Genomic DNA, 16,355 nt, shown 5'->3' with positions numbered 1-16,355 from the left:
AACTGTGTTATATTGTGTATAACAGATTTGCTGTGGATATTTACCAAATTAGTTGGAAGGAGAGGTTCTAATCTAGATTAGTTGAGCTATACTGCTAAACAAGGTAGAAGCAATGAAATCGATTACATATCTAAGGGGGCAATTATGAAAAATAAATTATCTGCGGTGTTAGCCGCTACACTAGCATTAACAATAAGTCTACCAACTGGGGCGTTGGCGTTTTCTAACAGTCAGACTGCGGTTGTGGCTAGCCAAGAATTAGCTAGTCAAGAACTAAAAAAGATTGCGGAAGAGAAGGCTGCGCTACTTACGAATTCCTATGAGACGACTAGCGTGCAGTATGCGCTAATTGATAATGGTAAACTTGTTTTGTCAGGTCAGACAGGCAAGAATGATATGGAAGGGAAACAGCCGCTGACTAAAGATACTTTATACGGGATTGGTTCAGTCAGTAAAATGTATGCAACTGCAGCTGTTATGAAATTGGTCGATGAAGGAAAAGTCGATTTGGATGAACCTGTTGTCCACTATATTCCTGATTTCAAGATGAAAGATGAGCGTTACAAAAGCATTACGCCACGTATGCTATTAAACCACTCCTCTGGCTTGCAAGGTAGTACGTTTAGTAATACTTTTTTATTTAACGATAATGATACTTATGCCCATGATAACTTGTTACGCCAATTGTCCAACCAACAATTGAAGGCTGATCCTGGCGCGTTCTCAGTATACTGCAACGACGGTTTTACGCTAGCCGAGATAATGGTAGAAAGAGTCAGCGGTATGAGCTTTACGGAATTTATCCATCAACAGTTTACAGAACCTTTAAAGCTAAATCATACGAAAACGCCACAGGACGAATGGGAAAACGATAAGCGGGCAGGACTTTATTATCCAACGTATCAAGGACAGCTTCCACCTGAATCGGTGAATGTGATTGGTACGGGAGGGATTTCTTCCACAGCAGAAGATATGGTGCGATTCGCACAAATATTTATGGGGCAGGGAAAAGGAATCCTCTCTGACAAGGCAGTTCAGGAGATGGAGCAAGAGGAATATAAAAAAGGAATGTGGCCAGAGGATGGAGATAATATTATCAACTATGGTCTTGGCTGGGATAGTGTGAAACTATATCCATTTAGTGAATATGGGATAAAGGGTTTGGCTAAAGGTGGCGACACGGGACTGCAACATGCTTCACTGGTCGTACTTCCTGAACAGAAGATGGCAGTGGCTGTGTTATCATCTGGCGGTATCAGCACTACAAATCAACTGATGGCGACTGAAATACTGCTCGCTGCGCTTAAAGAGAAAGGTACAATTAAGGATATCAAGCCGAGCAAATCCTTTGGCAAGCCAGTCAAGGACAAAATGCCTGAAGACCTAGCGAAGAAAGCGGGTTTTTACGGCAATAATTTCGGTCATTTCAAAATAGACATTACGAAGAATGGCGAACTAATCTTGCAATCTAATCCAGAAGAAAAATATATATATACTGCCGATGGAAGCTTTATGAATGAGAATGGTACCGCCAAGCTCAATTTCGTCACGGAGAAGAATGGACGTACTTATTTGAAGGAGAGCACATATTCATCGCTGCCAGATTTAGGGCAAGTAGCGGTTACGCAATATGTAGCCGAGAAACTTGAAGACAATGTGCTATCGAAGGAAACAGCTGCCGCATGGACAAAGCGAGAAGGCGTCAAGTTTTATCTTGTGAGTGAGAAATTTAGTTCTTTGCTATATTTTGCACCAATAGTGCCCATCCAAATGAGCAAGGAAGGGATGGAAGGCTATTGGGGAGGCAGTAAAATTACAGGCCCTAACACGGCGATGCATCAGCTTCAAATACCTGTGATGGGTGGTCGTGATACGACGGAATCCCGTTTCTATACAGAAGGTGACGATGAATATTTAGAGATGTCCGGATTTTTATATGTAAGTGAATCCAACTTAAAACCGCTTGATGCAAGCCAATCATCCAAAGTTACACTACAAGCAAATGGACATGCGAGATGGTTTACAATCCCGGAAGCGTTAGAAGGGAAAACGATGACGGTGGAGTTGCCATCAAATAGTTCATTTGCGGTGTATGATGACAAGGGATTATGTATTAATTTTACTGTTGTCAGCGGCAATAACAAAGTAAAACTGCCGAAGAACGGAACGGTGGTATTTGCTGGTGCATCGAATTCGGAATTTGCAATCACGTTGAACTAGCTACAATTCAAGAGGGACTTCAACAAAACCAGTAGGACATCGGAAAGATGTTTTGCTGGTTTTGTTTGTATAAGGTTATATCAGCATGCTACTTTCGGAATTGACACCAACGCTCGCGGTATTTTTTATAAATTGTTTGAGTGACTGGCACGCAAGTAATGAATTTTAAATGGCGTGCATACAGTTATTGTATGTGTTTTGTGAAAGTGGTACATTACTTTATTCTGTTTAATGTAGTTTATTTTCTTTTTAATGTCATTAAAATTCTTTTTTAAACTAGACAGTAATTTTTTGTGATGCTATATTTAGAGTGTCATAGTTTTTATAATTAGGAAAATTAAGAAAATGTTAGTCCTAGTTATAGGGAACAAAGGGGTAAGTGTTATAAAAGAAGGATGATAGATGCCTATGGTAAAAAAAACGTTAAAACAAAGAATTGTAGATGCTTCTGTAGTACTGTTTCAGCAAGATGGCTATCATAATGTAACGGTTGAACGCATTGTGGAGTATATTGGCGCATCAAAAGGTGGGTTTTATCATAATTTTAAATCGAAAGATGAATTGTTGTATGAGGTTCATGACGTGTTTATTTCCTATGTGATTAAACAGTCACAGGAAGCGTATGACAAATACGATACACCGATTAAACGCTTATGTGCAATGCTTCAAACGCTGACACAAGTGTTTGATGTGTACCAATCTCATATTACCGTATTTTATGAGGAAAGCCGTTCTTTATCAGAAGAATATAGTGCAATCATTCATAAGAAGCGGGATCAATATCGGGATATTTTACAAAAGGTAATTGAAGAAGGGCAGCAGACAAAGGATTTTCGTGCTGAATTACCTTGTACAATTGTAACAATGGCCATTGTAGGGATGATTAACTGGACATATATGTGGTTTAAACAAACGGGTCCATTAACAATGGAGGAAATTACAGAAGTATTTACAGATATGATATTACGAGCAATTGTGACAGACCAAGCTATGGAAGAAGCAACTCAATTTATGGTAAAGATGAAGCCAGAAGAACAAGCTGGTTTTATTAATGTTTAGTACAGACCGACTAGTCGGTCTAAATATTGTGTAACTGTCGTCTGAATGAATTCCGCTATGGCAAATTGGATATTAGGGGGAAATGGGAATGAACTTTGAACTAACGAAAGAGCAAGCGATGATTCGAGACATGGTACGTGATTTTGCAGAGAAAGAGATTAAACCTTATGCTCGTGAAGTTGACGAGACATCAACAATGAGAATAGAAAGCTTTGAAAAAATGGCTGAGCTAGGCTTATTAGGTATCCCGTTTCCAGAGGAATATGGTGGTTCTGGAGGAGACACGGTTTCCTATGCAATTGCTGTTGAAGAAATTGGGCGTGCATGTGGTGGTACGGGTTTAAGCTATGCAGCAGCAGTGAGCTTAGGCGCCGCTCCTATTTATAATTTTGGTACGGAAGAGCAAAAGCGTGAATGGCTTGTTCCTTTAGCGAAAGGGGAAACATTAGGTGCTTTCGGCTTAACGGAACCTAATGCGGGGTCTGATGCTGGCGGTACCCGTACAACAGCAGTTATAGATGGTGATGATTACGTTATTAACGGAGAAAAATGCTGGATTACTAATGCAGGTCATGCGCGCCAAATTATTGTCACGGCAGTAACAGGTAAACGTGAAGATGGCAAAAAAATCATTTCATCCATTATTGTGCCAACGAATACGCCTGGTGTCACAATCAATTGTAATTATGACAAGATGGGTGTGCGTGGTTCCAATACTTGTGAAATTATTTTGCAAAATGTTCGAGTACCAAGAACGAATTTATTAGGGGACGAAAAACGTGGATTCAGCCAATTTTTAAATACATTAGATGGTGGTCGTATTTCCATAGCAGCGTTATCAGTCGGCATTGCACAGTCTGCATATGAAAAAGCATTAAAGTATGCGAACGAAAGAGAGCAATTTGGGGCACCAATTGCCAAGTTTCAAGCAATACAGTTTAAGTTAGCAGATATGGCAATGGAAATTGAGCTAGCTCGTACGCTAGTACATAAAGCAGCGTGGCTTAAAGATCAGAAAAAACCATTTGCTAAAGAGGCAGCGATGGCGAAATTATTTGCTTCTGAGATGGGCTTCCGTACTTGTAATCAAGCCATTCAAATTCATGGTGGTTCAGGTTATATGAAGGAATATGATGTAGAACGTCATTTGCGTGATATTAAGTTAATGGAAATCGGTGAAGGAACATCTGAAATTCAACGTCTCGTTATTTCTCGTCTAATTGGCTGTTAAAAATTAAATAGCATATTGAAGGGGGATTTTCATGGCAGAACTTGTGTATCAAACAATTGGTCAATTGCTCGATGAACAGGCTAAAAAATATCCTAAACATGAAGCGCTCGTGTATGCAGATAGAGACTTGCGCTTGACTTATGAGGAGTTAAACCAGCAAAGTCGTTTAGTGGCAAGGGGGTTACTGTCCCTTGGAATTGAAAAAGGAGACCATATTGCCGTGTGGACAACAAATGTTCCAGAGTGGGTACAGTTACAGTTTGGTACAGGAAAAATGGGTGCGCCAATTGTCACTGTCAACACCAATTATCGTGCCCATGAGCTGGAATATTTACTAAGACAATCCGATGCAAAGACGATTATTTTAATCGAAAATTATCGCGACCATTCTTTTATTCATACACTCCAAGAAATATGTCCTGAGCTTGAACATTGTGAACCGGGTAATTTGCAATCGAAGCGACTACCTCTATTAAAAAATGTTATTTTAATTGGCGAAACAAAGTACCCAGGTGTACTGAATTGGTCAGATGTATTGGCATCTGCAAAGCAAGTAACAGAGCAACAATTAGATCAAATACAGGCTTCATTACATTATGATGATGTCATTAATATTCAATATACTTCAGGTACAACGGGTTTTCCAAAAGGTGTTATGTTAACACATAATAACCTAGTTAATAATGCCGTTAACATCGCCGAATGTATGCGTCTAACTTCAGAAGATCGTTTATGTATTCCTGTGCCATTTTTCCATTGTTTCGGCTGTGTCATCGGTACACTAGCTATTACGACAAGTGGTGGAACAATGGTCCCAGTACAAGAATACGCACCTGCGGAAGTGTTACGAACAGTTGAAAAAGAGAAATGTACAGCATTACACGGTGTACCAACAATGTTTATAAGTGAATTGAATTTACAGAATTTTTCGTCATACGACTTATCGACATTGCGTACGGGCGTAATGGCAGGCTCTAACTGCCCAATCGAAGTCATGAAAGCGGTCATCGAAAAAATGGGGATGACTGACATAACCATTTGTTATGGTCAAACGGAATCTTCACCTGTTATTACACAAACGCGAGCAGATGATCCATTCCATTTAAAAGTAGAGACGGTAGGTCGAGCATTACCAAATCTAGAAGTTAAAATTGTTGTTCCTGGTACAGATGTGGAAGCGCCGATAAACGAGCAAGGTGAGCTTTGTACAAGAGGCTACCATGTGATGAAAGGCTATTATAACAACCAAGAAGAAACCCAACTTGCAATCGATCAAGACGGTTGGCTGCATACGGGTGATTTAGCGACGATGGATGAGGATGGTTATGTCAGAGTAACAGGTCGTTTGAAGGACATGATTATTCGTGGTGGAGAAAATTTATATCCACGTGAAATTGAAGAATTTCTATACACGTTCCCAAAAATTGCAGATGTGCAGGTCGCTGGTGTTCCCGATCCTAAGTATGGAGAAGAAGCGGCAGCATGGATTATTTTACGAGAAGGGGAACAGGCGACAGAAGAAGAAATTCGAGCATTTTGTCGCGATAAAATTTCTAAACATAAAATTCCAAGACATATTTTCTTTATCGATAGCTACCCAATGACTGCTTCAGGAAAAGTACAGAAATTTAAGCTACGCGAAGAATTTCTGGCAGCAGTGAAGGTGAAATAGGAAGGGGGCAACATAATGTTTAAAAAAGTATTAATTGCCAATCGTGGGGAAATTGCTAGACGGGTTATACGCACATGTAAGCGATTAAATATTCTAACGGTTGCGGTCTATTCCGAGGCGGATGCAGAAAGTTTACATGTCAAAGATGCGGACGAAGCATACTGCGTAGGTAAACCACCTGTTGTACAAAGCTATTTAAATATTGAACGCATTCTTGAAATCGCTAAGGAAAGCGGTGCTGATGCCGTACATCCAGGGTATGGCTTACTATCAGAGAACGCTGATTTTGCCAAACGTTGTACGGAGGCAGGACTCGTATTTATAGGACCAAGTGCAACTGTGATTGCGTCAATGGGCAGTAAATTAGAAGCTCGTAAAACGATGAAAGCTGCGGGTGTACCGATTGTAGAAGGGGTAGAAGCGCCTGTTAAAGATGTAACAGAAGCAGTTGAAATCGCTTCACGCTTAGGTTATCCCATTATGCTTAAAGCCTCTGCTGGTGGTGGTGGCATTGGCATGCAACTGGTGACAGATGCAGAAGAGCTCGCAAAAGCATTCGAGGGTAATCAGAAACGTGCACAATCATTTTTCGGTGATGGCACGATGTACATGGAACGTTTTATTGCGAATCCACATCATGTGGAAGTGCAAATTATTGCAGATAGCAAAGGTAATGTCGTTCCGTTGTTTGAACGAGAATGCTCCATTCAACGACGCAATCAAAAAGTGGTGGAGGAAGCTCCCTCTCCATTCATCTCTGAAGAGACGAGAGCAAGGATGTTAGAAGCTTCTGTACAGGCGGCGAAGCACATCGGTTATGTCAATGCAGGAACAATTGAATATTTAGTCGATGCAGAGCAAAATTTTTATTTCTTAGAGATGAATACACGCTTGCAAGTCGAGCATCCTGTCACAGAAGAAATAACAAAACTGGATCTTGTGGAAGAGCAATTGAAAGTAGCTGCGGGACAGTCATTGAGCTTTACACGTGACAGCATTGATAAACAGGGGCATGCCATTGAAGTACGAATTTATGCAGAAAACCCTACAACGTTTTTCCCGTCCCCAGGCAAAATTACAGAACTGGTATTGCCAATAGGTGAAGGCATTCGACATGAATGCGGTGTAGAAGCAGGCACAACGGTGACTCCTTTCTATGATCCAATGATTAGTAAATTAATCGTTTGGGGGGATACGCGAACAATTGCATGTCAACGCCTTATACAGGCACTAAAAGAATATAAAATTGAAGGAATTCAAACAAATATACCGATGCTTTTGAAAACAGTCAGTCACGAGCAATTTTTACAAGGGCATACAACAACAAAATTTGTCGAGGAATTCTATTTACCACAATTAACAGAAACAAAATAAGACATGAGCATTCGTCATGCATGCTTTAAAGTACGAGATGACGAAAAGATGTTTTCATACTGAGTAGCTTATGCAAAGCGTGGAGTGAGTAAGCATGCGTTACAAAATGATAATCAATGTATGGATTTAAGTGTGATTTAAGCACTTAAATACAGTCATTAACAATTTGGAGGGGTTAATATGGCAACAGTAAAAGCAAGCATGGCAGGAACAGTATGGAAAATCGTAGTGGCAGAAGGAGAAAAGGTGACAGCGGGGCAAGATGTTGCGATTTTAGAGTCGATGAAAATGGAGATTCCTATTGCCGCTGAAGAGGATGGTATTGTCACAAAAATCATCGCGAATGAGGGCGATTTTATTAACGTAGATGATGATATTTTAGAAATTGAATAGGGAGGCATTTCTATGCAATTACCGAAGCATGTTACGTTGAAGGAAGTTGGTCCTCGTGATGGCCTGCAAAATGAAAAGGTACACATCGCAACTGAAGATAAAATACAGCTAGTCAATTTACTTAGTCAGTCGGGATTAAATTATATAGAAGTAACGTCTTTCGTTCATCCGAAGTGGATTCCACAATTGGCAGATGCGGTAGAAGTGTTGCAAGCGATTAAACGAGAAAAAGATATAACGTACGCAGCCCTTGTGCCGAATATGCGAGGACTAGAACGTGCATTGCAAGCGGGCATTGATGAAGCAAGCATTTTTATGTCGGCAAGTGAAAGCCATAACCAAAAAAATATTAACAAAACGATACTTGAAACATTGCCAATCTTGAAGGAAGTAGTTATAGGGGCAAAGGCTGCAAACAAGCACGTACGCGGTTATATCTCAACAGTAATTGGTTGCCCTTACGAGGGTTACATACACCCAGAAAAGGTTTTACAAGTTACAGATAAGTTATTAGAAATGGGCGTTGATGAAATATCGCTAGGGGATACAATCGGCGTCGGCGTACCGACACAAGTTGAGTATCTTTTAGAAGAGCTGTTAAAGAGATATCCGGTTGAAAAATTTGCCATGCATTTTCATGATACGCGTGGTACAGCACTTGCCAATATTACGAAATCCTTAGAAATGGGGATTACAAAATTTGATAGTTCCCTTGGTGGTTTAGGAGGTTGTCCTTATGCAAAAGGGGCAACCGGCAATGTTGCCACAGAAGATTTGCTGTATCTATTAGACGGCATGGGCATAGCAACCGGCGTTAACATGGAAAAGTTGCTAGATGCAGTACGATTTATCGAACAGAAGCTAGGGAAGGACGTTGCATCTAAGCAAATGGCAATTGTTCGTAATGAAGGGAGTGCGAATGTCACGTGACACAACAACTCGTTCAATTTGATTTATTACCAGGTAATATCGGGCTTATTACACTTTCTAGACCTGAAGCTGCAAATGCCATGTCTGTGCAATTACTAAACGACCTTAGTGCGACACTAGATAAAATAAATGCTGATCCGGTAGTGCGGGTTGTTTTACTAACAGGTGCAGGAGAAAAGGCGTTTTGTGCAGGTGCTGATTTAAAAGAACGCAATGGTATGTCCGATCTACAAGTAAAACAAATTGTGCAACTAATCGGCACAACAATTGCTAAAGTTGAAGCATTGGCGCAACCTGTGATTGCCGTGTTAAATGGCGTTGCATTTGGGGGCGGGCTAGAACTTGCTTTAGCTTGCGATTTACGGGTAGCAGCTACACATACAAAAGTGGGACTTACTGAAACCTCGCTTGGCATTATTCCTGGGGCAGGAGGAACACAGCGCTTACCGCGACTTATCGGCATTGGAAAAGCAAAGGAACTAATTTATACAGCACGTCGAATCGATGCCGTGGAAGCACAGCGTTTTGGTATTGTGGAGTATGTCTATGAGGGGCATGAAGTGCAGGAAAGAGCGCTTCAACTTGCACTGGAAATGGCGAAAAATGCGCCGCTATCATTGATTCAGGCGAAAAATGCTATCAATAATGGGATGGAAGTAGATTTGGCTACAGGCTTGAAAATTGAATCACTGGCCTATAGTGCACTGATTCCAACTGAGGATCGTTTGGAGGGCTTACAAGCTTTCCAAGAAAAAAGAGCACCGCAATACTTAGGGAAGTAATGGACTGCAAAGGGGGAATGGAACATGAGTAATATATCTACAGAAAACACATCCAATGCGATGAAAGAACAAATTTTAGCAGGGGGTCTGCCAAAATATCACGATAAAAATGCACAACAAGGCAAGCTATTTGTCCGAGAGCGCTTGGAATTATTATTAGATGATGGCCTTCAATCAGAAGATGGTTTGTATGCAAACTGTTTAGCAGGTGATTTACCAGCAGATGGTGTAATTACGGGTATTGGTAAAATCCATGGTCGTACAGTATGTGTGTTAGCCAATGATTCAACCATTAAAGCTGGATCTTGGGGAAAACGAACTGTCGAAAAAATGATTCGTATTCAAGAAACGGCGGAGAAGCTAAATTGTCCATTATTTTATTTAGTTGATTCGGCAGGTGCGCGTATTACAGACCAACTAGAGATGTTCCCAGGGCGTCGTGGTGCAGGACGCATTTTCTACAATCAGGTGAAGCTTTCTGGTAAAGTGCCACAAATTTGCTTGTTGTTTGGGCCTTCAGCAGCAGGTGGCGCTTATATTCCTGCATTTTCTGATATTGTGGTGATGGTGGAAGGTAATGCTTCCATGTATTTAGGGTCACCGCGTATGGCGGAAATGGTGATTGGTGAAAAGGTAGATTTAGAGACAATGGGTGGCGCGAAAATGCACTGTTCCGTATCTGGCTGTGGGGACGTGCTTGTAAAAACAGAGCAGGAAGCGATTGCTTATGCTCGTAAATACTTGAGCTATTTTCCGAATAACTATGCTGAGCGTAGCAAAGTTGAAGCACCAAAGCCACCAGCATCTTTTGAAAAATCAATTGAAGACTTAATACCTAAAAATCAGAACTCGCCGTTTGATATGTATCAGTTAATTGATCGATTGATTGATGAAGATTCATTTTGTGAAATAAAGAAATTATTTGCTTCAGAATTAATAACAGGGCTTGGGCGCATTAATGGACAATCAGTAGGGATTATAGCTAACCAACCACGTGTGAAGGGTGGCGTATTGTTCCACGATTCGGCAGATAAAGCGGCAAAATTTATTTCGTTATGTGATGCTTTTAATATACCGCTTATTTTCCTCGTAGATGTGCCTGGCTTTATGATTGGCACACAAGTTGAAAAGGCGGGTATTATCCGTCATGGTGCCAAAATGATTTTTGCCATGAGTGAGGCAACTGTACCAAAGCTAACTGTAATTGTTCGTAAGGCGTATGGCGCGGGACTCTATGCTATGGCAGGCCCAGCCTTTGAACCGGATTGTTGTATTGCCTTATCGAGCGCCCAAATTGCGGTAATGGGTCCAGAGGCAGCGATAAATGCAGTATATGCCAATAAAATTGCTGAATTGCCAAAAGAGGAACAAGCTAGCTTTATTGCGGAAAAACGCAAAGAGTATCAAGAGGAAATTGACATTTATCGCTTAGCATCTGAGCTAATTATTGATGATGTCATTGAGCCGAATGACTTACGTAGAGCACTTGAAACACGTTTGGAGTTGTATATGTCAAAATACTTGTTATTTTCGCAACGAAAACATGGTGTAAATCCTGTCTAAGAGGATTTACTTAAATGCACCCAGTTTATGCTGGTGTGCATTTTTTGATATATTTCACCCCTTGCATGGGTATGGTCAGACATATTAAAATATGGGATGGATAAGAGGAAGTGGGTGAATTAGCATGGTAAAAAATAATATACCTAGTATTCAAGATGATGCCAAGCTACCATTACCATATCGTGCGTGGATTGATACGTATTACATACAGCTTAAAGTAATAGGCTGGGTATTTTTCAGCTTTTACACATTTATCGCCTTTTACAAATTAGTTATTAATCGCTTAGTGAATGTCAGTGTTAGTTTGTTCCGAGGTGAAAATTCTTTAAGTGAAATTGGTTTATTTGATTATAGTAGCTGGCGCGTAACGACAAATTTTATACCGTTTGAAACGATTTTACGTTATATCAACTACTCCCACTATTTTAATTTAGATTTAATTATCCTAAACTTATTAGGCAATTTGTTAATATTTACACCGATGGGCTTTTTGTTACCATTACTATCAAAGCGCTTTCGGAAGGTGTGGATTGTAGTTTGTGTAGGCTTTTTCTCAAGCCTTGCTGTGGAAACAGTCCAGTTTATATTCAGGGTAGGTTCTGCGGATGTCGATGACTTGATTTTAAATACGCTAGGCGCTTGGTTTGGATACTTAGCTTACAAATGTATTCTCATTTTTCCAAAAAGAAACGTTTAAAAAAGAAGAGAAAAAACAGTCCGTTTATGTATGGGCTGTTTTTTATTGTTACGTTTACACTATTTACCGCGTGTTTAAAGTGATAAAATTTATTGAAACTAAATTATAAAGTAATAAAGAAATGGAATGTTCACTGAAAAAATGGATTTATGCGGTGTCTTTTTACCTATTCGATTATCGAATTATTGTTTCTTTAGGAGGTTAGTATCAATTTGCACTTGAATTTATAATGGAAAATTCCGATAATGAGAGTACAGAATGCTTTTGTTCGAATAAAAATAGTTATGAGTGAATTGTTCATATTTACGATGTAACTTGCATATTAAAAAAGAAAGTCGAGGTGATGTTATGAAACTATCAAATGTAATAGAACAAGAAAGACAATCTGCCTTTTATAATCGAAAAAAGATTCTTCAGCGTAAAGAGGCTGGTGATGCTTATCGTAAAAATGCACAGTATTTCCAACCGAAAAAAAATCCCATTTTGCAAGAGCTCGAAAATCTTTTATTAGGACGCACAGATCAAGATTTATATGAGCAACATAAAGAAGAAGCGAAAGATGTAACGCCACAACAACAAGCTATGATTCAAGACTTACAACAAGCAGAGAAAAGTGTAAGAGCACATGAGCAAGCTTATAAAGCAGTTGGCGGTGAGGCTGATGACTCGTTATTGCCTTCAGAAGTGAATGCTGAGGGATCTATAGCATTAGACGATTCATCGATTGTTGCACTTGATAAAGATAGTGGTGATGTTGATACGTTGCAAATTTTACAGCAAGTTCGAAGTGCTGCACTTGCGCCAACTGCCCCATCTTCACAGGATTTACGTGTAGCGGCTAGTGCAGATACTCAAATACAACAAATTCAGGCAATGTTGAATGGACTAGAGCTGGAAGAAGCGGCCCTAGAACCAGCTTATGTTACGGAAACGATAGATGTAAAGGTACCAGAGCGATTTGCGAAGGCATTGAAATTGGATCCATTTGCAGATACAATTTTCGGTAAGAGTTATGAAGAGGCGTTGAAGGCGCGAACATTTAAACTGGCGTCTGCAACATATGCAGCACACATTAAAATGGCTAAAAACGGTTATCTTTTTGGGGATAACGCGTTGTTTTCAATGACAGCTTAATGGTGTAGATAGGGGATTTTATTGTGGCAAAGGCAAAGCATACGAAAACAAATGCGATTAGACTATTAGAGCAGCAAAAAATACAATTTGATGTATTGGAATACGAAACAGGTGATGGTCAAGTAGATGGGGTTTCAGTGGCTGAAAAAATTGGTCATCCTGTGTCCTGTGTCTTTAAAACATTAGTCGCAAAGGCGAGCGCACAAAAGCTATTTGTTTTTGTCATTCCAGTTGCGGAAGAATTGGATTTAAAAGCTGCGGCTAAAGTTGTTGGAGAGAAGAAGATTGAGATGCTAGCAGTAAAGGAGCTTCTAGGTTATACAGGCTATATTCGTGGTGGCTGCTCACCTGTCGGCATGAAAAAACTGTATCCGACGGTTGTGGATGCATCTGCAAGGGAACAAGGAAGTATTATTGTTAGTGCAGGAAAAATCGGCATGCAAATGCATATACAACTAGAGGATTTACTCGCCGTAACAAAGGCGCAACTGGCACCAATTACAACTATCCAAGAATAATCTTGGATAGTTTTTTTAGTGCCAGTCACTCACACAATTCTCACACAATTCACATACAATTCGAACCTCCTTTCATTTTTTTCTGTGATAGTTCATATACTGTCATGGCATAAAAAAAGGAGGAGCGACATTGAACGGAAATGTGACCTACTATTTTGGACACGCACTTACAGGGCAAGGAATCAAACATTTATATAAAGAAATGATGGACGAAGCAGAACTCGTTTACGTTCTGCAAGGCGCATCAACGTTTAAAGGGTCAGAGCTTCTGAAGGAGCTTGGTTATTTTTATGTAAAACAGGGCTTTGCAGTAGAGTGGTTTCAACACGCGTTGTTAGAGAACGTCATTGAAGGAGTATTTGTTAGAGGTTGTAATCGACTTTTTATTTGGACTTCAACATGGGGCATTGAACCAACTTTACTTGGTACGAAGCATCGCGTGCTGTCCTTTTATGATTGCCTAGAAGAACAACAGCTTGAAAAAATAGGTGAAAAGCTGGCTGTTGCGATAAAAGAGCGAGATTTGTGGCGTGAGAAGTGTATTACAATGCTGGAAATTGCAAAAAAAATACATGATGACTGGGAAGTAGTCACGCAAAGTTGCATGGACTGGCAAGCGTTAGATGAACAAATTGCCCGTTTAAAGTCAACTATTTTTCAATCCATCGTGTTAAATAAAACAGGCCGACGTACACATCGATTATTAGGAACACTTACACCTCGTGGAGCAGAAAATACAGTAGACAGCATGACAAAAAATTTAACAAGACGATTGATGATTAAAGGGAAGCCCGGTACAGGCAAATCTTCATTAATGAAAGGATTAGCTGATGAAGCAAATGCAAGGGGATTAGATGCACAAATTGTTTGGTGTGGCTTAGATGCTGGATCAGTGGATATGGTCATCATACCAGAATTAAATTTTTGTATATTTGATAGCACAGAACCGCATGTATTTAATCCACAGGATGGAAGATTAGGAGATGAAATTTTTGATATGGGTCAGCATTGTAAGCTATCAGAGCAAGCCGAAGCTCAAATTGAAGATATCCGTGTGAAATATAAAAGCGCCATGCAAGATGCAATTGGCTATACGACGCGTTATGCTGAAGCGGAGAAAACGATTCGCCAGCTAATGGATCATTGTGTATCGACTGCGATATGGCGTGAAAAAACAGCACCTTTATTTGAAAGATTAGCAAAGTAATTTATTCTAATTGCACGCTTATGCTACACTATGGGTAGACTAGTCAATCTTCAATTAATAGCTAATTGCTCAAGAAATATCGATGCAAGTGACCCCTTAGTTGCAAAGATGTTTAAAAGCCAGCTAAATGAAGAGAATGCCTCTGGCTGAAGCCTTGGATTTTACAATGCATGCATGTACTAAAATCCGAATATTATGACGCCGAGAAGAAATGAATTGTAGAAAGGATGATACTCTTGTCTAAAGTACTAAACGCATTTTTAGATGAAAACTTACAAGCCTTACGAGATCAAGGCTTATACAATGAAATTGACGCAGTAGAAGGCGCAAATGGACCAATTATTCAGGTTCGAGGTCAGCATCTCATCAATCTTTCCTCTAATAACTATCTCGGCTTAGCAACAAATGAGCAATTAAAGCGAATTGCTAAAGAAGCAACAGAACAATATGGTGTAGGCGCAGGGGCTGTTCGTACAATTAACGGCACGCTCGATCTACACGTTAAATTAGAAGAAAAGCTCGCTGAATTTAAAGGAACGGAAGCGGCGATTTCCTATCAATCGGGCTTTAACTGTAATATGGCGGCGATTTCAGCTGTTATGGATAAAAACGATGCGATTTTATCAGATCAATTAAACCATGCGTCGATTATTGATGGATGTCGCTTATCGCGCGCGAAAATTATTGCGTACAATCACTCGGATATGGAGGATTTACGCGCAAAGGCAAAAGAAGCAACAGAATCAGGTTTGTATAATAAAGTGATGGTCATTACAGATGGCGTCTTCTCGATGGATGGGGATATTGCCAAACTGCCTGAAATCGTCGAAATTGCCAAGGAATTTGATTTAATTACCTATGTCGATGATGCACATGGTTCAGGTGTGACAGGCAAAGGCAAAGGTACTGTAAAACATTTCGGGCTTGAAAAAGAAATCGACTTCCAAATCGGCACGTTGTCAAAGGCAATAGGCGTAGTCGGTGGTTATGTAGCTGGTAAGAAAAATTTAATTGACTGGCTGAAAGTACGTTCTCGTCCATTTTTATTCTCAACGGCATTACCACCAGGTGATGTTGCGGCCATTACAGCAGCAGTGCAAATGCTTATTGACTCAACAGAGCTACATGATAAGCTATGGGAAAATGGCGACTACTTAAAAGCAGGATTAGCGAAGTTAGGTTTCAATATTGGTGACTCTGAAACACCGATTACACCATGTATCATTGGGGATGAAAAGCTAACACAAGCGTTCTCACGTCGCTTATTTGAGGAAGGCGTTTATGCAAAATCTATCGTTTTCCCAACTGTTCCAAAAGGTACTGGGCGTGTCCGTAATATGCCGACAGCGGCTCATACAAAAGAAATGCTAGATAATGCGTTGGCGATTTACGAAAAAGTAGGTCGTGAACTAGGTGTAATTAAATAATAAAGACAGAGCACTATTGTTCAATTTGAACAATAGTGCTCTTTTTTTTCTTGCATTGTTAGTTTTACTGTGAAATTTCGAGATATTGCTCAATATTCATCGTTTTAAACGGAAATTAGATAATGGGGGATAAGCTTATTGTCAAAAG

At 40.0% G+C, this 16,355-nt stretch carries 14 protein-coding genes; all 14 read left to right on the top strand.

The annotated features are described in order from the left end of the window. Nucleotides 1-144: 144 nt before the first annotated feature. The 14 genes from C9J37_RS15315 to C9J37_RS15250 all read left to right on the top strand — a co-directional run bounded on the left by C9J37_RS15315 (nt 145) and on the right by C9J37_RS15250 (nt 16,207). On the top strand, nt 145-2,220 hold the full coding sequence (locus C9J37_RS15315) for a serine hydrolase domain-containing protein (RefSeq protein ID WP_137067758.1): 2,076 nt from the start codon (nt 145-147) through the stop codon (nt 2,218-2,220). Between the two features lie 408 nt (nt 2,221-2,628). Continuing rightward, entirely contained in the window at nt 2,629-3,279 is a 651-nt protein-coding gene (locus C9J37_RS15310; protein ID WP_024362791.1) for a TetR/AcrR family transcriptional regulator, read from the top strand. Nucleotides 3,280-3,367: 88 nt separating this feature from the next. Then, nucleotides 3,368-4,510, top strand: coding sequence for an acyl-CoA dehydrogenase (locus tag C9J37_RS15305; RefSeq protein ID WP_024362792.1), 1,143 nt, complete (start codon nt 3,368-3,370; stop codon nt 4,508-4,510). A gap of 31 nt (nt 4,511-4,541) precedes the next feature. Then, the gene (locus C9J37_RS15300) at nt 4,542-6,182 is read left to right on the top strand and encodes an AMP-binding protein (RefSeq protein WP_107896027.1); all 1,641 of its coding nucleotides are present in this window, start codon (nt 4,542-4,544) and stop codon (nt 6,180-6,182) included. Between the two features lie 15 nt (nt 6,183-6,197). Beyond that, a complete protein-coding gene (locus C9J37_RS15295) occupies nt 6,198-7,556 on the top strand; it encodes an acetyl-CoA carboxylase biotin carboxylase subunit (protein WP_107896026.1) in 1,359 nt (452 codons plus the stop codon). Between the two features lie 180 nt (nt 7,557-7,736). Continuing rightward, nucleotides 7,737-7,949: an acetyl-CoA carboxylase biotin carboxyl carrier protein subunit gene (locus C9J37_RS15290; RefSeq protein WP_107896025.1), complete on the top strand. Its 213-nt coding sequence runs from the start codon at nt 7,737-7,739 to the stop codon at nt 7,947-7,949. Between the two features lie 12 nt (nt 7,950-7,961). After that, nucleotides 7,962-8,879 carry a hydroxymethylglutaryl-CoA lyase gene (locus C9J37_RS15285; protein WP_107896024.1) on the top strand — a complete coding sequence of 306 codons (918 nt, stop codon included), beginning with the start codon at nt 7,962-7,964 and terminating at the stop codon, nt 8,877-8,879. Further along, complete coding sequence (locus C9J37_RS15280; protein WP_107896023.1) at nt 8,876-9,661, top strand: enoyl-CoA hydratase; 786 nt, start codon at nt 8,876-8,878, stop codon at nt 9,659-9,661. The genes C9J37_RS15285 and C9J37_RS15280 overlap by 4 nt, the downstream gene beginning before the upstream one ends. Nucleotides 9,662-9,685: 24 nt before the next feature. Next, complete coding sequence (locus tag C9J37_RS15275; RefSeq protein WP_107896022.1) at nt 9,686-11,224, top strand: acyl-CoA carboxylase subunit beta; 1,539 nt, start codon at nt 9,686-9,688, stop codon at nt 11,222-11,224. 124 nt (nt 11,225-11,348) lie between these two features. Continuing rightward, nucleotides 11,349-11,921, top strand: a complete 573-nt coding sequence (locus C9J37_RS15270) for a VanZ family protein (protein ID WP_107896021.1) — start codon at nt 11,349-11,351, stop codon at nt 11,919-11,921. Nucleotides 11,922-12,269: 348 nt separating this feature from the next. Continuing rightward, nucleotides 12,270-13,055 (top strand): putative metalloprotease CJM1_0395 family protein, encoded by a 786-nt coding sequence (locus C9J37_RS15265; protein WP_107896020.1) that lies wholly within the window; start codon nt 12,270-12,272, stop codon nt 13,053-13,055. 23 nt (nt 13,056-13,078) lie between these two features. Beyond that, nucleotides 13,079-13,573: a Cys-tRNA(Pro) deacylase gene (ybaK, locus tag C9J37_RS15260; RefSeq protein WP_103977489.1), complete on the top strand. Its 495-nt coding sequence runs from the start codon at nt 13,079-13,081 to the stop codon at nt 13,571-13,573. A 130-nt stretch (nt 13,574-13,703) separates the two neighbouring features. Further along, nucleotides 13,704-14,780, top strand: coding sequence for a nucleotide kinase (locus C9J37_RS15255; RefSeq protein ID WP_107896019.1), 1,077 nt, complete (start codon nt 13,704-13,706; stop codon nt 14,778-14,780). Nucleotides 14,781-15,007: 227 nt separating this feature from the next. Next, nucleotides 15,008-16,207 (top strand): glycine C-acetyltransferase, encoded by a 1,200-nt coding sequence (locus tag C9J37_RS15250; RefSeq protein ID WP_029747246.1) that lies wholly within the window; start codon nt 15,008-15,010, stop codon nt 16,205-16,207. The last annotated feature ends 148 nt before the right edge of the window (nt 16,208-16,355 follow it).

This window comes from Lysinibacillus mangiferihumi (genome assembly GCF_003049665.1).
GTDB classification, from domain to species: Bacteria; Bacillota; Bacilli; order Bacillales_A; family Planococcaceae; genus Lysinibacillus; species Lysinibacillus mangiferihumi.
The sequence above is the reverse complement of the archived record's forward strand: the minus strand, read 5'-3'. Positions and strand labels throughout refer to the sequence as shown.